At 69.6% G+C, this 18,125-nt stretch carries 19 protein-coding genes and 1 riboswitch; of the genes, 10 read left to right on the top strand and 9 right to left on the bottom strand.

The window, feature by feature from the left end; genetic code table 11:
- Window position 1 precedes the first annotated feature (1 nt).
- A complete protein-coding gene (locus ACIBAF_RS10610; RefSeq protein ID WP_399462792.1) occupies window positions 2-1,282 on the bottom strand; it encodes an adenosylmethionine--8-amino-7-oxononanoate transaminase in 1,281 nt (426 codons plus the stop codon).
- Window positions 1,275-2,480 carry a biotin synthase BioB gene (bioB, locus tag ACIBAF_RS10605; RefSeq protein ID WP_399462791.1) on the bottom strand — a complete coding sequence of 402 codons (1,206 nt, stop codon included), beginning with the start codon at window positions 2,478-2,480 and terminating at the stop codon, window positions 1,275-1,277. The genes ACIBAF_RS10610 and bioB overlap by 8 nt, the downstream gene beginning before the upstream one ends.
- A 148-nt stretch (window positions 2,481-2,628) precedes the next feature.
- Between bioB and ACIBAF_RS10600 the strand changes: the two genes are divergently transcribed.
- Window positions 2,629-3,756 (top strand): 8-amino-7-oxononanoate synthase, encoded by a 1,128-nt coding sequence (locus ACIBAF_RS10600; RefSeq protein WP_399462790.1) that lies wholly within the window; start codon window positions 2,629-2,631, stop codon window positions 3,754-3,756.
- Between the two features lie 75 nt (window positions 3,757-3,831).
- Here ACIBAF_RS10600 and ACIBAF_RS10595 read toward each other — a convergent pair whose 3' ends face one another.
- Window positions 3,832-4,065: a DUF397 domain-containing protein gene (locus ACIBAF_RS10595; RefSeq protein WP_399462789.1), complete on the bottom strand. Its 234-nt coding sequence runs from the start codon at window positions 4,063-4,065 to the stop codon at window positions 3,832-3,834.
- A 9-nt stretch (window positions 4,066-4,074) separates the two neighbouring features.
- The gene (locus tag ACIBAF_RS10590; protein WP_399462788.1) at window positions 4,075-4,935 is read right to left on the bottom strand and encodes a helix-turn-helix domain-containing protein; all 861 of its coding nucleotides are present in this window, start codon (window positions 4,933-4,935) and stop codon (window positions 4,075-4,077) included.
- Window positions 4,936-5,148: 213 nt separating this feature from the next.
- Here ACIBAF_RS10590 and ACIBAF_RS10585 point away from each other — a divergent pair, with 213 nt between their 5' ends.
- A complete protein-coding gene (locus ACIBAF_RS10585; RefSeq protein ID WP_399462787.1) occupies window positions 5,149-5,631 on the top strand; it encodes an ATP-binding protein in 483 nt (160 codons plus the stop codon).
- 53 nt (window positions 5,632-5,684) lie between these two features.
- Here the strand turns inward: ACIBAF_RS10585 and ACIBAF_RS10580 are convergent, their stop codons facing one another.
- The 5 genes from ACIBAF_RS10580 to ACIBAF_RS10560 form a co-directional block, all read right to left on the bottom strand.
- The gene (locus ACIBAF_RS10580; RefSeq protein WP_079663740.1) at window positions 5,685-6,158 is read right to left on the bottom strand and encodes a C40 family peptidase; all 474 of its coding nucleotides are present in this window, start codon (window positions 6,156-6,158) and stop codon (window positions 5,685-5,687) included.
- Window positions 6,159-6,161: 3 nt separating this feature from the next.
- Window positions 6,162-6,341, bottom strand: a riboswitch (cyclic di-AMP (ydaO/yuaA leader).
- 370 nt (window positions 6,342-6,711) lie between these two features.
- A complete protein-coding gene (locus ACIBAF_RS10575; RefSeq protein WP_399462786.1) occupies window positions 6,712-7,017 on the bottom strand; it encodes a hypothetical protein in 306 nt (101 codons plus the stop codon).
- 7 nt (window positions 7,018-7,024) lie between these two features.
- Window positions 7,025-7,660, bottom strand: a complete 636-nt coding sequence (locus ACIBAF_RS10570; protein ID WP_399462785.1) for an ATP-dependent Clp protease proteolytic subunit — start codon at window positions 7,658-7,660, stop codon at window positions 7,025-7,027.
- A gap of 161 nt (window positions 7,661-7,821) precedes the next feature.
- Window positions 7,822-9,012, bottom strand: a complete 1,191-nt coding sequence (locus ACIBAF_RS10565; protein WP_399462784.1) for a tyrosine-type recombinase/integrase — start codon at window positions 9,010-9,012, stop codon at window positions 7,822-7,824.
- Entirely contained in the window at window positions 9,005-9,589 is a 585-nt protein-coding gene (locus ACIBAF_RS10560; protein WP_399462783.1) for a helix-turn-helix domain-containing protein, read from the bottom strand. The genes ACIBAF_RS10565 and ACIBAF_RS10560 overlap by 8 nt, the downstream gene beginning before the upstream one ends.
- Before the next feature lie 66 nt (window positions 9,590-9,655).
- Between ACIBAF_RS10560 and ACIBAF_RS10555 the strand changes: the two genes are divergently transcribed.
- The 8 genes from ACIBAF_RS10555 to ACIBAF_RS10520 all read left to right on the top strand — a co-directional run bounded on the left by ACIBAF_RS10555 (window position 9,656) and on the right by ACIBAF_RS10520 (window position 17,856).
- Window positions 9,656-9,958, top strand: coding sequence for a hypothetical protein (locus ACIBAF_RS10555; protein WP_399462782.1), 303 nt, complete (start codon window positions 9,656-9,658; stop codon window positions 9,956-9,958).
- Entirely contained in the window at window positions 9,955-10,194 is a 240-nt protein-coding gene (locus ACIBAF_RS10550; RefSeq protein ID WP_399462781.1) for a helix-turn-helix transcriptional regulator, read from the top strand. Before ACIBAF_RS10555 ends, ACIBAF_RS10550 begins: the two co-directional genes overlap by 4 nt.
- Window positions 10,195-11,160: 966 nt before the next feature.
- Entirely contained in the window at window positions 11,161-11,547 is a 387-nt protein-coding gene (locus ACIBAF_RS10545; RefSeq protein ID WP_399462780.1) for a hypothetical protein, read from the top strand.
- Window positions 11,548-11,549: 2 nt separating this feature from the next.
- Window positions 11,550-11,765 carry a hypothetical protein gene (locus ACIBAF_RS10540; RefSeq protein WP_399462779.1) on the top strand — a complete coding sequence of 72 codons (216 nt, stop codon included), beginning with the start codon at window positions 11,550-11,552 and terminating at the stop codon, window positions 11,763-11,765.
- Entirely contained in the window at window positions 11,762-12,001 is a 240-nt protein-coding gene (locus tag ACIBAF_RS10535; RefSeq protein ID WP_399462778.1) for a hypothetical protein, read from the top strand. The genes ACIBAF_RS10540 and ACIBAF_RS10535 overlap by 4 nt, the downstream gene beginning before the upstream one ends.
- Complete coding sequence (locus ACIBAF_RS10530; RefSeq protein WP_399462777.1) at window positions 11,998-12,255, top strand: hypothetical protein; 258 nt, start codon at window positions 11,998-12,000, stop codon at window positions 12,253-12,255. Before ACIBAF_RS10535 ends, ACIBAF_RS10530 begins: the two co-directional genes overlap by 4 nt.
- Window positions 12,256-12,562: 307 nt before the next feature.
- Complete coding sequence (locus tag ACIBAF_RS10525; protein WP_399462776.1) at window positions 12,563-13,912, top strand: phage major capsid protein; 1,350 nt, start codon at window positions 12,563-12,565, stop codon at window positions 13,910-13,912.
- Window positions 13,913-14,154: 242 nt separating this feature from the next.
- Window positions 14,155-17,856 (top strand): phage tail tape measure protein, encoded by a 3,702-nt coding sequence (locus ACIBAF_RS10520; protein WP_399462775.1) that lies wholly within the window; start codon window positions 14,155-14,157, stop codon window positions 17,854-17,856.
- Window positions 17,857-18,125: the final 269 nt, after the last annotated feature.

The following is an 18,125-nucleotide window of genomic DNA, read 5'->3' as shown; positions in this document are numbered from 1 at the left end:
TTCATCCCTCCCGCGCCGCGGCGCACACCGCGCGCGCGATCCGAGCCACGTCCACGTCACCGGTGACGTAGGGCGGCATCGTGTAGACCAGATCGCGGAACGGGCGCAGCCAGACGCCCTCCCGCACGGCCGCCGCCGTGGCCGCCTTCATGTCCACCGCATGGTCGAGCTGGACGACTCCGATCGCGCCGAGGACACGGACGTCCTGGACGCCCGGAAGCTCCAGGGCGGGGGCCAGCCCGTCCCGCAGTCCGGTCTCGATCCGCTTGACCTCCGCGAGCCAGTCCTGTCCGAGCAGCAGTTCGATCGAGGCGCAGGCGACGGCGGCGGCGAGCGGGTTGCCCATGAACGTCGGCCCGTGGGCCAGCACCGGCACATCGCCCCGCGAGATCCCGTCGGCCACCCGGGAGGTGCACAGGGTCGCCGCCATCGTCATATAGCCGCCGGTCAGCGCCTTGCCGACGCACATCACGTCCGGTGTCACCGCCGCGTGCCCCGCCGCGAACAGCGCGCCGGTGCGCCCGAACCCGGTCGCGATCTCGTCGAACACCAGCAGTGCGTCGTGGGCGTCGCACGCCTCGCGCAGCACCCGCAGATACGCGGGGGAGTGGAACCGCATCCCGCCCGCGCCCTGCACCACCGGCTCCACGATCACCGCGGCCAGTTCGTCGGCGTGCTGCTCGATCGCCGCGCGCAGCCGCTCCGCGTACGACTCCTCGTACCCGGCCGGCGGCGGGTCCACGAACACCTGCCGGGGCAGGACCCCGGTCCACAGGTCGTGCATCCCGCCCTCGGGGTCGCACACGGACATCGGCTGCCAGGTGTCGCCGTGGTAGCCCCCGCGCCAGGTCAGCAGCCGCTGCTTGCCCGGGCGGCCCAGCGAACGCCAGTACTGCAGGCACATCTTCACCGCGACCTCGACCGACACCGAACCGGAGTCGGCGAGGAAGACATGCTCCAGGCCGTCGGGCGACATGTCGACAAGGAGCTTCGCGAGCCGTACGGCGGGCTCGTGGGTCAGCCCGCCGAACATCACATGGCTCATCCGCCCGAGCTGCTCGCGGGCGGCCTCGTTCAGCACGGGGTGGTTGTAGCCGTGGATCGCCGACCACCAGGACGACATGCCGTCGACCAGCTCACCCGAGCCGTCGGCCAGACGCAGCCGCACCCCGCTCGCCGACGCGACGACGAGCGGGTCCACCCGGCCGGGCATCGGACCGTACGGATGCCACACATGCCGCCGGTCGAGCTCCAGCAGTTCGGAGACGGGCAGCTCAGGCATTGGGCGCGAGGTCGGTTCCGGCGCCACGGCGGCGCACGGCGACCAGGTCCGTGCGCGGCTCGCTCACCGCAGGAGCTTCGGCGGCGGCAGCAGCAGTACCGCACACGCCCCCGCCCTCGTGGGACCCGCAGCCCCCGCTCTCATGCGCACCGCAGCCGCCGCCCTCGTGGGACCCGCAGCCGCCGCCCGCCGTCACCCGGTGCTCGGGCAGCGTGATCTCGCCCGCGCCCTCCACCTCGAACCCGGCGTCCGCGATCATCTCCAGGTCGGCCTTGCCGGCCTGGCCCTCGGTCGTCAGGTAGTCGCCGAGGAAGATCGAGTTGGCCAGGTGCAGGGCCAGCGGCTGCATGGTGCGCAGATGGACCTCACGGCCGCCCGCGATGCGCACCTCGACGTCAGGGCAGACGAACCGGACCATCGCCAGGATCCGCAGACACCGCTGCGGGGTGAGGTTCCACTCCTTGGCCAGCGGGGTGCCCTCGACCGGGATGAGGAAGTTGACCGGCACCGAGTCGGGGTCCAGCGCGCGCAGCGAGAACACCACGTCGACGAGGTCCTCGTCGCTCTCGCCCATGCCGGCGATCAGACCCGAGCAGGCCGACAGGCCGGCCGCGTGCGCCTTGTTGACCGTGTCCACCCGGTCGGCGTACGTGTGCGTGGTCGTGATGTCCCCGTACGTCGACTCGGACGTGTTCAGGTTGTGGTTGTAGGCGTCCGCGCCCGCCTCGCGCAGCCGCTCGGCCTGGCCGTCGGAGAGCAGGCCCAGACAGGCGCACACCTCGACGCCCTCGTTCTCTTCCTTGATCGCCTTGATGGTGCCGGCCACCCGGTCGACGTCCCGGTCCGTGGGACCGCGCCCGGACGCCACCAGACAGACCCGCTTGGCTCCGCCGGCGAGCCCCGCCGCGGCGGCCCGGGAGGCCTCGTCGGGCTTGAGCCAGGTGTACTTCAGGATCCCGGCCGTGGAGCCGAGCCGCTGGGAGCAGTACGAGCAGTCCTCGGGGCACAGCCCCGACTTGAGGTTGACGAGGTAGTTGAGTTTCACCCGTCGCCCGAACCAGTGCCGGCGCACCCTTCCGGCCGCGGCCACCACGTCCAGCACGTCGTCGTCGGAAGTGGCGAGGACGGCCAGAGCTTCCTCGCGGGTCGGCAGCTCGCGCCGAAGCCCCTTGTCCACCAGCGTGTTCAGCAGGTCCATGAGAGCCGATCCTGTCCTACGCACCCGCTTCGGGCCAAGGTAGGGATCGCACAACACACCCGCTTCGACGTGTGGGTATTGCCACACCGTGGGTAGCGATCGCTGCCGCTAGTGTCTGTCCGCTACCTACAAAAGCCCCGGAGGACCCATGGCGTTCGGCTGGATCGACGAGCAGGCGGAGCTGCGCCGCCGCGCCGGACTCGTGCGGACGCTGCGGCCCCGCCCGGCCGACTCGCCGCTCCTCGACCTCGCAAGCAACGACTACCTGGGCCTGGCCCGGCATCCCCGGGTCGTGGCGGGGGCCGCGGAGGCCGCCAGGACCTGGGGCGGCGGCGCGACCGGTTCCCGACTGGTCACCGGCACCACCGAGCTGCACGGCGAGCTGGAGCGGGAGCTCGCGGAACACTGCGGGTTCGAGGCGGCCCTCGTGTTCTCCTCCGGGTACGCGGCGAACCTCGCCGCGGTCACCGCGCTGGCCCCGCACGGCTCGCTGATCGTCTCCGACGCGGGCAACCACGCCTCGCTCATCGACGGCTGCCGACTGGCCCGCGGCGCCACCCAGGTCGTCGGACACGCCGACCCGGACGCCGTGCGCAAGGCGCTCGGCACCCACGCGGGCCCGGCCGTGGCCGTCTCCGACACGGTCTTCTCCGTCGACGGCGACGCGGCCCCGCTCGCTGCCCTCGCGGCCGCCTGCCGGGAGCACGGCGCCGGACTGGTGGTCGACGACGCCCACGGGCTCGGCGTGCTCGGGGACGGCGGCCGGGGCGCTCCGTACGCGGCGGGTCTCGCGGGCGCCGACGACGTCGTCGTCACGGTCACGCTGTCGAAGTCGCTCGGCAGTCAGGGCGGAGCGGTGCTGGGCCCCGCGCGCGTGATCGACCACCTGGTCAACGCGGCTCGGACGTTCATCTTCGACACCGGCCTGGCTCCGGCGGCGGCGGGCGCGGCGCTGGCCGCCCTCAGGCTGCTGCGCGGCGAGCCGCAGCGGGCGGCACGCGCGCGTGCGGTGGCGGGCGAGCTGTACTCGCGGCTGACGGCCGCGGGTCTGGAGGCGGTGCGTCCGGACGCCGCGGTCGTCTCCGTGCGTGCTCCGTCCCCGGAGAAGGCCGTGCGGTGGGCGGCGGACTGCCGGTCGGCAGGCCTGGCCGTGGGCTGCTTCCGTCCTCCCTCCGTGCCCGACGGCGTCTCACGCCTGAGGCTGACCGCCCGTGCGGACCTCTCCGGGGCCGAGCTGGAACGCGCTGTACGGGTGATCGACGAGACACGACCATGAGTCGGCGTGACACGGCCGTGGGTCGCCGCTGAGCACCGCTTGCCGACTACTGCGGTGCGTTGTGCTGCGGTGCGCTCAGCGGAACGCGGCCGTGAAACCCGTCCAGCTCTCGGGGGAGAAGAGCAGGGCGGGGCCGGCCGGGTCCTTGGAGTCGCGTACGGCGAGCAGGCCGGCCCAGGGGCCGAGGGCCGGCCGGGCGGTCTCCACACAGTTGTTCGCTCCCGTGCTGTAGCTGCTGCGCAGCCACCGCACCTGCGGGAGATGATCGGGATCGGTACTGGAAGGTACGTTCCGCGGTAGTGCGGACATGGTGCCTCCTTACGCGCCGTCGGCTATCGCGGCGATGTAATCCGATGAGTCCCCGGGCGAAAGGGCGTGCGCCCGAAGGGCGTTGAAGGCCTCGGTGTAGGCCTGGAGGTCTTCTTTCCGTTCGAGATAGAGGCTACTCGTCAAGTGGTCGAGAACAACCACATCCAGATCAGAAGTGCGCGAAAATGAGAAGATAACGAAAGGGCCGGTTAGGCCGATATGCGCCCCGGCGGCGAACGGCAGGACCTGAAGTCTCACTTGCGGCAGCCGGGCCGCCTCCGCCAGCCGACCGAGCTGATGTGCCATCACCTCGGGCCCGCCCACCTCCCGCCGCAGCACCGCCTCGTCCAGCACCGCGTTCAGCTCCAGCGGCGGCTGCGCGCGCAGCACGTCCTGGCGGGCCAGCCGCACCTCCACCAGGGTGTCGAGCCGCTCCTCGTCGGCGCCCTCCACTGCGGCCCTGGTCACCGCGCGCGCGTACTCGGGCGTCTGCAGCAGCCCCGGTACCACACTCGTCTCCAGCGTGCGCATCGCGCTCGCCTGGGACTCCAGACTGATGAAGTCACGGTAGGTGGGCGGCAGCACCCCGCGGTAGGCGTGCCACCAGTGGTCCCGACCGCCGCTGCCCTCGGCGCCCGCCAGCGCCAGCATCAGCTCCCGCAGCTGTGGATCGACTACGCCGTAGACGTCGAGGAGTAACCGCACATCGGCCGGTTTTGACCCACTGGTGCCGGTCTCGATACGGCTCACCTTGGACTGGTGCCAGCCCACGAGCCGGGCCGCCTCACCACTGGTGAGGCCCGCCTGGGTGCGCAGCGTGCGCAGTTCGGCGCCCAGTTTCCGGCGGCGCACCGCGGGACCGTGTTGCATGGGCTCCTCCTTAGTCCTTACGGGCCGTCCAAATACGCTCTGTCGTCGCAGAGTTCACCGCATCGAGCGACAGATATATGCATATCTTGGTGGATCGCCACCCGTGACCGGCGCGGTAATGGCAGTCTGGCGAAGAAGCACCAGTCCGGGACCGTACTCGAACCACACGCACCGTGTCGGACTTCGGTCCCGTGGGAAAGGGACGACGTCGCCATGGCAGATCACCTGGAAGCATCCGTCACTCTGCCGAGCGATCCCGCTTCGGTCTCCACGGCCCGCGGCTTCGTGGCCGGCGCCCTCGAAGAGTGGGGTCTGCCGGGGGACACGGAGGCGGCCGACACCGTCCGGCTGATCGTCTCAGAACTCGCCACCAACGCCGTACAGCACACCTTCGGGCAGTCACCCACCTTCACGGTGGACCTCGTCCTGGACCGTGACGAACACTTGCGCATCGGTGTCACCGACAGCCACCCGCGCTTCCCGAAACGGCTGCCGGCCGCCGTCCAGCAGGACAACGGCCGAGGCTTGGTGATCATTCGCTGGCTGACCGCGGAGTGCGGCGGCAAGCTCAGAGTGCGGCCCACCCGGGAGGGCGGCAAGACCGTCATCGTCGAACTCCCGTGGACCGTCCCGGCGGCGGAGCCGGTGGCCGGAGCCCTGACTGCCCCGGCGGAGGGCGAGATCCCGGGGCGGTGACGGCGCGTCAGGGACGCCGGCGCCACCCCGGGAGACTCAGTGGACCCGATGGCTCAGCGGACCCGCCCGTACCAGACGCTCTTGGTCCAGATCTTCTGCAGTTTCACCACGTCCCCGGTCTTCGGCGAGTGCCAGATCTTGCCGTTACCCGCGTAGATCCCGACGTGGTACACGTTCGAACCCGAGTGGAAGAACACGAGGTCGCCCGCCTTGCGGCTGGACGCCGAGATGTGCTTCGTCTTGTTGTACTGCTGGGCCGCCGTCCGAGGCAGGGTCTTGCCCGCCTTCTTGTACGAGTACAGCGTGAGCCCGGAGCAGTCGAACCTCTTCGGCCCGGTGGCCCCGTACTTGTACGGAGCGCCCTTCTTGGAGGCCGCGATCTGGAGCGCCTTCGTCGCCGGTGTGGCAGCCGAGGCGTCCGGGGCGAGCCCGGGGACCACGACCGAGCCGCCGACGGCGGCGATGGCGAAGGCCGAGGCCGTACCGGCCCGGACCATGAGCGACGGGACACGATTGAGCGCAGTCATGCGCAACCCTTCGTCAGCCGCCTGTGAAGGATGACCTGTCGGATTCGGGCTGGCGAAGTTGCCCGGCCGCTGACGCGGCTTCACCCCAAGGGCTGCTCGGCCCGGTCATGGCGTGACCGTTCCGGCGACCCGTCGTGCTTGGGTCCTCCACTCCTGCCGATGCACTTCTGTCGACCGGTCATCCGGGCGGCGGCAGGACTCGGCGTCCGCCCGGACCGCCCCGCCTCTTGTGGCGGGGGCTTGTCGTCAGTCAGGGATCTTGGCTCACGGATGTCCGAAAATCCCAATGGAACCGGGGATTTGTGGGGTTACTCACCACTCACCCGTTCGGGTGGACACCCTGATGGCCGATCAGGTGTCAAGGCGGCCACAGGGCCCCGGACCAGCCATGGAGCCCTTTATTCCGCCCGAAGAGCGCCCATTTGCGCAACCTCTACCGGCCCGGGAAGACAGCGCACGCTACGCCGAACGAGGGTCCCTCGTCTGGTCCGTTTCAACTCCGCGCCGGACGGCACGCTCGGGGCGCGGTCCGCCCGGCCCAGGTCGCCTCGCGTCAACTGTCGGAGAGCGGAGGCACCGTGACGCGCGCCGCACGGCGCTCCCCGTCCAGGACGCGCAGCGCCCGCGCGAGTGTCGGAGCGTGCAGCTCGTTCTCGCCCCGCTGGTGCATCAGCGTCAGCGCGTCGCGCAGCGCGACCGCCTTGCTCACCAGCGCCTGGGCGGCACGCAGTCCGCGGTACGTGTCGCCGTGGTGGGCGGGGTTGATACGGCCGAGCAGGTCGACGACGTCGAGGTAACCGTCGATCAACTCGGCCTCGGCGCGCGTCAGCGCGGGCAGCGGCGGCAACTCGGGCACCATCGGCCCCTCACCTCCCGCCCTGGCCGCCGGCCGAGGTCTTGCGGGTGGTGATGATGCCGTCCACCAGGCCGTATTCCATGGCCTCCTGGGCGGTGAGGAACTTGTCCCGCTCGATGTCCGCGCTGACCTGCTCCGGGCTGCGCCCGGTGTGCAGGACGAGCATCCCCTCCAGGGTGGCCCGGATGCGCGCCAGTTCGTCGGCCTGGATCGCGAGATCGCTGGCCTGTCCTTCTACGGGCTCGGGCAGGGACGGCTGGCGGATCGTCATCCGCGCGCCCGGCAGCGCGAACCGCTTGCCCGGCGTGCCCGCCGCGAGCAGCACCGCCGCCGACGAACCGGCCTGGCCCAGACAGGTCGTCTCCACGTCGCAGGTGACGTACCGGATCGTGTCGTACAGGGCCGTCATCGCGCTGAACGAGCCGCCGGGGGAGTTGATGTACAGCGCGATGTCCCGGTCCGGGTCCTTGTGCTCCAGGTACATGAACTGGGCCATCACGTTGTTCGCCGAGAAGTCGTCGATCGGCGTCCCCAGGAAGACGATCCGCTCCTCCAGCAGCTTCGAGTACGGATCCATGGTCCGGCTGCCGAAACTCGTACGCTCGGTGAACTCGGGCAGGACATGGCGGGCGGACGGTCGGGTCATGGGAAACCCCCTCCTTCTGGCGTGTGCATCTGTAAGAAATGTACAGGACGTACGTGACGTTAGAATGGGGGTACATTCTAGTGATCCACTAAAAGCCGCAGTTCAGAGGCGGTATTCAGTTGTCTGTCAGGGGTTCTGTCTCACAAAATCTCACGCGGTGGTCATGCGGCGACTTCATCCCCGAAGCCGAGCAGGACCGTGAGCTGATCCGAGGCGACCCGAAGATCGTCGGGGCTCGGATGGACGTAGACGCGCTTCGTGAACTCCGCCGAGACGTGCCCGGCCCATGCTGCGAGGATCACGTCCGGGACGCCGTTGACGGCCAGGAACGTCAGGCACGAGTGGCGGGCGTCGTACAGCCGCACCTTGCGCAGCTCCAGCCGCGCCATGGCCGCATAGGCGTGCTCGCGGAGGTGACGTGTGGTGAGCGGCTCGCCAATGTGGTCGACGAACATGTAGCCCGACGGGACGTAGAAGCTGCCCATGGACATCTGCTCGATCTCCTGGAGCGCCTTGAAGGCGAGCAAGGCTTGCCGTACGGGCTCCGGCAGCGGCAAGACTCGCTCGCCAGCCTCCGTCTTCGTGTCCTTCTCGACCACTTCGGCGTTGCCGATCATCGTCCGGGTGTTGGCGATGTCCAACGTCCCGCCGTCAAGGTCGATGTCCTCCCAGCGCAGCCCTGCGACCTCGGCCGGGCGCAGCCCCATCAGGCTGAGGATGAGCGGCGCGAACAGTCGGTCGTCGCGGATGCCGAGTAGGAAGTCCTTGACCTCCACGACGTTCCACGGCTTGGCTCGCTGGTTGGTGCGACGGTCCTCCTTCCATGCCTTGCGCGGGATCTGGACGTACTGCGCCACGTTGGCGTGCACGTACTTGCGGACCACGGCCCACCCGAGGGCCTCCTTCAGTCGGGACAGCACGCCCTGCGCCGTACTGGGTCGGATGCCCGTGCCGACCTTCCCGCCGCGCCTGCGCGCGGCTACCAGGAGCCACGCCACCATCGAGTCGACCTCGTCCTCGGTCAGCTCCTGGATGCGGATGTGACCGAGGTACTCGTCGACGTGCACCAGGGCGTTGCGGTAGCCCTGGATTGTCGTTACCTCCAGGTCCCGGGCCTTCTTGGCGAGCCACATGGCCAGCAACTCGGCCACGGTGATCTTGTTCGGTGCCACGAAGGACCCGGTCGCCCGCTGATTGACGATACGGGCGTACTCCTCCTGCGCCTCTTTCTTGCTGTCCTTGGTCACGGTCAGCTGCTTGCGCCGGCCGTTCTCGTCGCGGCCGACGTCGACGACGAACCGGTACCTGACCTTGCCGCTCCCCAGCGTGATCCGCTTGATCGGATCAGCCATCGGATTCCCCCTCGGTCTTCGGCGGATTCTTCCAGCGAGGCTTCCCGTCCGTCCGATCCCATTCGTACGTGCCGCGTACATGCCCCTCTGTCCGGTACTCCTCTAGCTGCTCGCGTGTGTAGGCCTGACGGGCGGAGCGGAGCGGGGCGAGGAATCCGGGACGGCCCAAGAGCTCGTACTCGCGATACTGCTCGTTCGGGTTACTCCGAGGGTCGTAGATCAGCGGCGTGAGTCCGTCAGCCCAGTCCCACGCTGCCAGTGCGGGTACGTCGCCGACGCCCGTGACGCCCACCGACTCGTCCGGGGTGAGCGTTCGGCGGACCAGGAGGGCGGAGGGCGAAACGCCGAGCGTGATCGCCAGGGCGGCGAGATCGTCGACCGTCACCTGCCGTTCCATCCGTTCGATCTTTGCTACGGCAGAGGGAGTGATCGGGCGGTCGGCGTCACCGAGGGCCGCGGATAGGGCGTAGATCGTCATGTTGTGGCGCTCTCGGAGTCGCTTCACGTTCGCCGCCACGGCTTCAGCGGTAGGGCCGTAAGTGACTGAGGGGCGCGGTCGGCGCTGGGCTTCGCTCATGAACGGAAGCGTAGGGCTCATCGGTGTCCATTTCTTGCTCCGGGGTGCTAGCTTGATCCTCGCCATGTGTTCAGTGTATCTCTAGCCGTGTTCAATCTGAACACGAAAGCCGAGGAAAAAATGAGCCAAGGGTCGATAGTGGCCACGGTAGTGCTGCCTGAGGGCGGCGACGAGCTCTTGAAACCCGTGCAGGTCGAAGCGGAGTACGGGCCAGCGCTACGGGTTCACACCCTCGCCCAGTGGCGCTGGATGGGCCGAGGGCCTGAGTACATCAAGACGACCCCCGGTAAGTCGGGACGGATCTTCTACCGCCGGAGCGCCATCGAGGCGTACCTGAGGGACCAGACCGTCTCCGTAGGTGCCCGATGAGTAGCGCACGAGCCATGCGAGCGGAGACGCTCTCGACTGCTGCGCCCACGCTCGAAGACGTGCGCGGTTGGCCGGCCACCGTGGATGTCTCGCAGGCGGCCACGGCGCTCGGCTGCTCCAAGAGCCATCTGTACGAGTTGATCAGGCGGGGCGAGTGCCCCGTCCGCGTGCTTCCGCTCGGAGGCCGTCAACGCGTCGTGACTGCGTCGCTCGTGCGGCTGCTCGAAGGGGCGTGATGGACGACGAGCAGGCGGCATCCGGAAGCGTGGCGCACGCCTTCGGCAACAAGGTTGCCCAGAGGTGGGCGCCCGAGCTGCCCCGGCCCCTGCGGTCGGGCTTCCTGAAGCTGCTCTACGCCCTTCGGGCCGTCGCGCGCGCCGATGGCACCGTGGCCGGCGAGTACTCGCCCTACCGCATCAGCCAGATTGCACAGTTCTGTGGCGCAGACGAGAAGGACACTCGACGCTACCTACGGGCTGCGATCGCCGCGGGCGTCGTAGTGATCCCCGAGGGCGAGAAGGTGACCCGCGGCAAGGCGAACACGTACGTGCTCCTGCCTGCCCCACGCCCGGACTGGCAAGCCGCCGTGGACTCGCTCAAGGAGAGCCGGCCGAAGCCGAGCCCGAAGCGAGCGGCCAGCGTTCCCCCCTGGCGGCAGGGTTCAGGGGACCAACCCCTGAACTCTGAAGGGCACGGTTCAGGGGACCAACCCCTGAACTCTGAAGGGCAGGGTTCAGGGGACCAACCCCCGTTGGAGTTCGGGGGACCGACCCCCGGCGAGTTCGGGGGACCGACCCCCGGCTTCTCAGGGAGTACTCAAGAACAACCTCAAGAAGTGGCTGATGTAGTACCTCAGCCACAGGACGTCCGCGTGCGAGGGATCGACCCCCACCAGCGACATCCGTACGAGGACAACGGCGACGGCAGTTGTCGGCACTGCAATCTGCCTCGCAGCAACAGCCGGAGGCATCTGCGGGATGCTGCATGAGCACCTGGCCGCCTACCGAGCTACCGGGGCTGCACGTCGACTTTGGCGCGTACGACGTGCAGGCGGCGCGCTGGGTGCGGGAGCCGTCGGCCCGCTACCGCTGCGTGTGCGGCTTCAGGCGGGCAGCGTCCGGGGTCAAGGGCGTTGCCTCCGTCACGGCCGCTGCGGACGGCCACAAGGCGTCCTGCCGACACCACACTGACCGGAGGGCCGCATGAAGCACCGTCACAACTGCGCCGTCTGTGACCGCCCGCTGAAGTCCGGCCGGTACCGGGCCTGCGTACGTGGCTGTGGAGCGGTGTACTGCCGCGCACCGCACAGACCGCCCTGCGGCGACGTCCACGGCGGTCAGTGCTCCCGCTTGCAGCTCCCGGAGAGCGAGCCGCTCCAGGCCGCTGCCGAGCGGCTGCTGACCGCCCTCACCGCCGGGTCGGACCCCGTGACGACCGCCGGGTCGTCGACCGCCGGGTCGGACCCCGTGACGACCGCCGGGTCGTCGACCGCCGGGTCGGACCCCGTGACGACCGCCGGGTCGTCGACCGCCGGGTCGGACCCCGTGACGACCGCCGGGTCGTCGACCGCCGAGACACCGAAGGAGTGACCATGTCCAAGAAGAAGCCCCCGACCCCCGCCCCGCCCGCCCCGGACGGGCTGATCATCCGCAGCACCCCGTTCAACGGCACCGACGGCCGCCGCCTGGCCCTGCACGAGCAGCAGGAAGACACGAAGCGGCGAGGCCGTGAGCAGCTGCGTGCGCGTAGCCGCTTCATCGGGGCGACCGGCCGCCGGCCCCGTCGCGCGCCGAAGGGCGAAGCGTGAAGCGCGCCGCCGCCCCGACGCTCGCCGACCGGGCCCGCGAGCTCCAGGCCCTGGCCGCCGTCGGCTCCAACCGGCGGCGCGCGGCCGGAGTCGTCGCCGTCCTGCTCGACAGCTCCCGGACCACGGCCGGCGCGCGCCGCCTGCTCGCCCGCCACCGGGTCCCCGCGGAGCTGAAGGCCGCGGTCCTCCAGGTCCTCGCCGAGCTCGACCACTCCGAAGGAGACGATCCGTCATGACCGATGCACAGCCCGAGCTGCCCGTCGAACTCGACTGGGAGGACGTGGCCGCGTTCGTCGCCCACTTCACCGCCCACCCCAACTGTGCCGTGTGCGGGGGCCGCGCCGAAGTTCGTCCCGGGCGGGGAGGCCGGCCGAACGTCGTGATCTGGCACGAGGATCACTGCGAGATGCTCGCGAAGGCGCTGGAGAGCGGCGCACGCCCGGCCGACGTCCAGCCGCAGCCCCCGGCCACCTTCCGCAGCCTGGGGTGATCCTGGCGGCCCGCACGGCTGCTGACGTACCCTGATCGAAAGCTCCGCTCGAAGGGCCTGGCACTGGCCCTCGAACGGCCCCGCCCGGCACGGGCACCGGCCTTGAGCGTTGAGCGATCCCACGGCCTGGCACTGGTCGACGCCCTGTACACCCAGCGTCCGCCTCTGCCCTGGCACTGGAAAGACGACGACGCGCATCCCTTCTGGGAGAGCGCACGTGTCCACACCCACACTTCCCTCGCTGGCGCGCCTCCAACAGCGCCTCGAAGACCTCCAGAGGCACATGTCCGGTCTTCAAAGCCGGCGCATGAGCATCCTCGCCGCTGTCGAGTCGAGGGGGGCCGATTCCCTCACCGAGCCGGAGAGCGCCGAGATCATCGAGGTGGCCGACCAGCTGAAGGCCGCCCGTGCTGAGCTGAAGCAGATCGAGGAGCGCATCGAGCAGCTGGGCGGCGACGCCCCGGTCAGGCCGGCCTCGGCCGCCGCGGTCCCCGCCTACCGGCAGACGCATCCCACTGGGGCTGCCCTGGCGGTGCGGAACATGCATGTGCCGCGCGCCACGATCGGCCGTGAGCCGATGACGTACGACCAGGGCACGCGCACTTCGTACTTCGCCGACCTGATCCGCCACCGCGTCGGCATGGACGACGGCAGCGGCGCCGAGCGTCTGCGCCGTCACGCCGAAGAGGTCGCATCGACTGCCGAGTACCGCGACCTCAGCCGCACCGACGGCAACGGGGGCTACTTCGTGCCGCCGCTGTGGCTGATGAGCCAGTTCATCGAGCTGGCCCGCGCAGGACGGGCGTACGCCAACCTCTGCACCTCGCAGCCGCTGCCCCCGGGCACCGATACCATCAACATCCCGAAGGTGGCCACCGGCGCGTCGACCGCCATCCAGACCGCCGACAACGCGGCCGTGTCCGAGACGGACCTGACCGACACGTCCGTCCCGGCCCCCGTGCGCACGATCGCCGGTCAGCAGGACGTCGCGATTCAGCTGCTCGACCAGTCCCCGGTCTCCTTCGACGAGGTCATCTTCCGGGACCTGACCGCCGACTACGCGACCAAGGTCGACCTCCAGGTCATCTCCGGCACGGGCGGCTCCGGCCAGGTCACCGGCATCCGGGCGACGTCCGGCATCGTGACGGTCGCGTACACCGACGCCTCGCCGACCGTGGCTGAGCTCTACTCGAAGCTCGCGGACGCCGTGCAGCGCGTCCACACCGCCCGCTTCATGCCGCCCACGGTGATCGTCATGCATCCGCGCCGGTGGGCGTGGTTCCTGGCGGCCTCCGACAGCACCGGACGGCCCCTGGTCGTGCCGAACGCGGGCAACCCGCAGAACGCGGCCGCAACCCTCGGCGTCGTGGGCTCTCAGCAGGTCGTCGGGCAGATGCACGGCCTTCCGGTCGTCACCGACCCGTCGATGCCGATCACGCTCGGCGCAGGGACGAACGAGGACGTCATCCACGTCCTGCGCGCGTCCGACCTGCTGCTGTTCGAGTCGGGCCTGCGCTCCCGGGTCCTCCCCGAGGTCGGCTCCGGCACGCTCACGGTCCGCCTCCAGGTCTACGGGTACCTCGCCTTCACCGCCGGTCGGTACCCGCAGAGCATCGTCGAGCTGGGTGGCTCCGGCCTGGTTCAGCCTGCGTTCTAGGTCCCCAACTGTGGGGTGAGCGCAGGGGAGTGATGACCCCGCGCCGCCTGATCGGCCTGGCACTGGCCTTGATCGGCGGCAGCGCTCACCTCCGGGCCGCGGCCGGGTCCCGCGGTCCACCCCGTGGCGGGTCTCGCTCATCCCCGCCACACCCGCCGGCCGGGAGTCGCGATTCCCCTCGGGGCCCTGGCCGGCGGCCCCCTCCACTTCCCGCTCAACAGCCCCACCGGGAGGGTGTAGCCGTGGCCAGCTCCACGATCGTGTTCGCGCTCGTCGGCCGCGACCGGGCGTCGTCGGTGTTCCGGCAGGTCGGGCGATCGGCGAACTCGCTGGCGTCCACGTCGTCGAAGGTCGGCAGGGCCATCAAGACGTCGCTGGCCGTCGGCGCCGTCGGCGTCGCCGGAATCGCCGTCGCCTCCCTGAAGACCGCGGGCGACTTCGAGAAGAGCATGAACAGGGTCAAGGCCGTGTCGCAGGCCACCGGCAAGGACTTCACGATGCTGCGCGACCAGGCGAAGGAGATGGGCCGCACCACGGCGTTCAGCGCCAAGGAGGCTGCCGACGCGCAGGGCAACCTCGCCATGGCCGGCCTGTCGACCAAGCAGGTGTTCAAGGCCCTCCCGTCGGTGATCAACCTCGCTTCGACGGAACAGATGGGGCTCGCCGACGCCGCCTCGATCGCCACGAACGTGATGACGGGCTACGGGAAGACCGTCGATGATCTGGCGCACGTCACTGACGTTCTGGCCAAGGCCTCGATCAACACGAACGCCGGCGTGAGCAGCATCGGCGAGGCAATGAAGTACGCCGCTCCGGTCGCCCATCAGGCAGGGCTGAAGTTCGAGGAGACGACCGCCGCAATCGGCTTGATGTCCAACGCGGGCATTCAAGGCTCGATGGCGGGCACGGCGCTGCGCGGTGCCATCAGCCGTCTGCTGAAGCCCACCAAGCAAGTTCAGGCCGCGCTCGACCACCTCGGGGTGAAGGTCAGCGACTCGCACGGGAAGCTGCTGCCCCTGCGGGACATCGTGGATCAGCTCGGCAAGAAGGGCGCGACAGCCGGTGACCTGCTGACGATCTTCGGGCAGCGGGCGGGACCGGGCATGACGAAGCTCGTCGCGCTGGGGGCGCCCGCCCTCGACAAGCTGCGCGTGCAGCTGGAGAACAGCGGGGGCACCGCCGAGAAGGTCGCAAAGATTCAACTGGCAGGTCTCCAGGGCCAGTTGAAGCGGCTGAAAGGCGCGTGGGAGGACCTGCTGATCGAGGTCGGCGATACGGGCCTGCTCAGCGGTGCCACGAAGGCCGTGACCGGCCTGACGACCGCGACGAGCGGATTCGCGTCCTGGATCAACCAGAAGGGCATCCCTGCCGCGCAGAACTTCGGTCACACGCTCGCCGGCATGATCCCCGTCGCGCAGATCCAGGACCGCGTGGGCCAGGCCAAGCAGGTCATCGGCGACTTCTGGGGCGGCCTGACCGGGTCGAAGCCGGCGAAGGCCGCGAAGGACCTCATGGGCGGGCTGCTCGACACCTCCCCGCACCTGGGCTCCAGCAAGACGACCGTGGCCCCGAAGGGCCCGGCCCTGGCCCCGATGCCTCACTACGGCGTCGGGCAGGTCGCCCCGACGACCGGCGTGAAGGGTCCGGCGCTCGCGCCGATGCCGCACGGTGGGTCCGGTTCGGTCGCCCCGCTGGTCACCCCGAAGGTGAAGCCCCCGAAGTCCCTTGCTCTGCGGATCGGCGAGCAGGTACGCCTCGCGTTCACCGGCGGTATCAAAGGCGTCGACTGGGGGAAGGTCGGCGCTGCCATGGGCAACGGCCTGGCGTCGGGTGTGAAGACCCTCGCCAAGGGCGCGGTGAAGCTCACCGCCGCGTTCGGCCACCTCATGACACAGATCGACTGGGTCGGCATCGGAATCAGCCTGGGGAAGTTCGCCATCCCGCTCGTCACCGGCTTCGTCGTCGGCCTGCTCAACGTCGACCTCGGCGCGCTGCTCAAGGGGCTCGGCGACCACTGGTTCGACGTCTTGATCGCGGTCGTCACCGTCGCCTTCCTGCCCGCGAAGTGGGTCGGCGCGATCGGCAAGATGCTCACCAAGATTCCGTTCCTCGGGAAGCTGATCAGCTGGGCATTCGAGATCTTCGCGAAGTTCTCCAAGTCGCTCGGCGGCTTCGCTGGGAAGGTGCTCGGCGGCTTCGCCAAGGGCTTCGTCTCAGGCATTGCCCGCGTCTTCCCCGAGATGGCCGCGAAGCTGAGCAGCGGCCTGGCTAGCTTCGCCGTCGGCATCGTCGCCTACGTCGGCCGCTTCGGAGAGTCCGGCCTCCGCCTCGTACGCGGCATCGTCCCCGGCATGGTCAGAGGCGCTGCCGAGGTCGGCACCGCCGCAGGCCGCGTCATCGGCACCATCGTCAAACCCTTCGCCAGCGCCGGCCGGTGGCTGCTCGTGCGCGGCTTCGAGCTCGCCAAGGGCTTCGGCTCCGGCATCGTCACCGGCGCGCAGGGGCTCGGTTCCCTCGGCAAGGCGTGGATCGTCGACCCCGTCGTCGGCGTCTTCAAGACCGCCGGATCGTGGCTCCTGGCGCGCGGCTCGGCGCTTGTGTCCGGCTTCAAGTCAGGCATGGTCACGGGCGCGAAGGCCATCGGATCCTTCGGCAAGACGTGGATCATCGACCCCGTCGTGGGGGCCTTCAAGACGTCCGGATCCTGGCTGTGGGCGCGCGGCTCAGCGCTGGTGTCCGGCTTCAAGAACGGGATCGTGGCCGGCGCGAAGTTCCTCGGCACGTGGGTCATCAAGAACGTCGTCAACCCGAGCGTCGGCGCCTTCGCCAAGGCCGGATCCTGGCTGTTGGATAAGGGCGGCGCTCTGATCTCGGGTCTGAAGTCCGGCATCGTGTCCGGGATTAAGGGCATCGGCTCGTGGATCAAGTCGAACATCATCGACCCCGTCGTCAACGCCGTGAAGAATTTCTTCGGCATCCACAGCCCGAGCACCGTATTCGCCGAGATCGGCGGCCACTTGGTCGGCGGCCTCTTCAAGGGCCTTGCCACCACCAACGGAACGGACATCGCGAAGAAAGTCTTCGGCGACATGCCGTCCGCTCTGGGCTCCATCGTGAAGAAGGGCATCGTGTCCGTCGCGGGGCTGCCAGGCAAGGCACTCAACGCGCTCGGCAGCCTCGGTGGCAAGCTCGGCGGCTTCTTCAAGGGCCTCTTCGGCGGCGGCGACGGCGGCAGCGTCGGTAAGGGCGTCCAGAGGTGGGCGCCGCTGGTGTCGCAGGTGCTGTCGATGCTCGGCGCGCCCGCCACCGCGATCGGACCCGTCCTCAAGCGGATCAACACGGAGTCCGGCGGCAACCCGAACGCCATCAACAACTGGGACATCAACGCCAAGAACGGCGACCCCTCCCGCGGCCTCATGCAGACCATCGGGTCGACGTTCGCCGCATACGCTGGCCCGTTCCTCAAGCGCGGCATCTACGACCCGCTCGCGTCGATCTACGCCGGCATCAACTACGCCATGCACAGGTACGGGGCGAACTGGATCAACGTGATGACCCGGCCCGGCGGCTACGCCAAGGGCACCATGTCGGCTGCCCCCGGCCTGGCGTGGGTCGGCGAGAAGGGCCCCGAGCTGATGAATCTCAAGGGCGGCGAGAGCATCCTCAGCCACCGCAAGTCGATGGCCGCCGTCGCAGCCGGGGTATCCACCCGCCGCGTTGTGATCCCGAGCCCCGCCAGCACGTTCGACACGCAGCAGGCCGCCGCTGTCCGGGAGCTCGCGGCAGCGGTGCACGAGAGCAGCGCAAGCGGCGGCCAGTTCGTCGGCGAACTGCGACTCGACAGCGGTGAACTGATGGGGATGATCCAGGGCACCGTGCGCCCCATGATCAAGAGTGGTCTCAGCGAGGCGGCCTACCGGGCGAAGGTCGGGCGACAACCGTGATGGTCGCGGCCGTGCGATCGCCGCGCCCGACCGCGCCCGGCGGGCCGACGGCGAGCGCGGCGACACGCGAAGCCGGCAGGACAACGAGACGCGATCAAGGCTCTGACCTGCGGAAACGTGAAGTCGATCAAATGCGCGGCTGCAAAGTCGATCTTTTTATGCGACGGCCGGCTGACCCCGCGCCCACCTCAAAGAAAAATCCCCCCGAGGTCAGATCGACAGGGCTCTGTCTTCCTCGGGGGGATTCGGTGATCTTCGCGGATCCCGGG

The organism is Streptomyces sp. NPDC051677, assembly GCF_044453465.1.
Taxonomy (GTDB): domain Bacteria; phylum Actinomycetota; class Actinomycetes; order Streptomycetales; family Streptomycetaceae; genus Streptomyces.
This window is presented reverse-complemented; position numbering and strand designations above follow the sequence as displayed.

Coding starts and splice junctions, on each gene's coding strand:
- ACIBAF_RS10600 (WP_399462790.1), top strand. CDS start 2,629: ATGGCGTTCGGCTGGATCGACGAGCAGGCGGAGCTGCGCCGCCGCGCC.
- ACIBAF_RS10590 (WP_399462788.1), bottom strand. CDS start 4,935: ATGCAACACGGTCCCGCGGTGCGCCGCCGGAAACTGGGCGCCGAACTG.
- bioB (WP_399462791.1), bottom strand. CDS start 2,480: ATGGACCTGCTGAACACGCTGGTGGACAAGGGGCTTCGGCGCGAGCTG.
- ACIBAF_RS10550 (WP_399462781.1), top strand. CDS start 9,955: ATGAGTAGCGCACGAGCCATGCGAGCGGAGACGCTCTCGACTGCTGCG.
- ACIBAF_RS10540 (WP_399462779.1), top strand. CDS start 11,550: ATGTCCAAGAAGAAGCCCCCGACCCCCGCCCCGCCCGCCCCGGACGGG.
- ACIBAF_RS10525 (WP_399462776.1), top strand. CDS start 12,563: ATGAGCATCCTCGCCGCTGTCGAGTCGAGGGGGGCCGATTCCCTCACC.
- ACIBAF_RS10560 (WP_399462783.1), bottom strand. CDS start 9,589: ATGAGCGAAGCCCAGCGCCGACCGCGCCCCTCAGTCACTTACGGCCCT.
- ACIBAF_RS10580 (WP_079663740.1), bottom strand. CDS start 6,158: ATGACTGCGCTCAATCGTGTCCCGTCGCTCATGGTCCGGGCCGGTACG.
- ACIBAF_RS10530 (WP_399462777.1), top strand. CDS start 11,998: ATGACCGATGCACAGCCCGAGCTGCCCGTCGAACTCGACTGGGAGGAC.
- ACIBAF_RS10585 (WP_399462787.1), top strand. CDS start 5,149: ATGGCAGATCACCTGGAAGCATCCGTCACTCTGCCGAGCGATCCCGCT.
- ACIBAF_RS10610 (WP_399462792.1), bottom strand. CDS start 1,282: ATGCCTGAGCTGCCCGTCTCCGAACTGCTGGAGCTCGACCGGCGGCAT.
- ACIBAF_RS10565 (WP_399462784.1), bottom strand. CDS start 9,012: ATGGCTGATCCGATCAAGCGGATCACGCTGGGGAGCGGCAAGGTCAGG.
- ACIBAF_RS10545 (WP_399462780.1), top strand. CDS start 11,161: ATGAAGCACCGTCACAACTGCGCCGTCTGTGACCGCCCGCTGAAGTCC.
- ACIBAF_RS10595 (WP_399462789.1), bottom strand. CDS start 4,065: ATGTCCGCACTACCGCGGAACGTACCTTCCAGTACCGATCCCGATCAT.
- ACIBAF_RS10570 (WP_399462785.1), bottom strand. CDS start 7,660: ATGACCCGACCGTCCGCCCGCCATGTCCTGCCCGAGTTCACCGAGCGT.
- ACIBAF_RS10575 (WP_399462786.1), bottom strand. CDS start 7,017: ATGGTGCCCGAGTTGCCGCCGCTGCCCGCGCTGACGCGCGCCGAGGCC.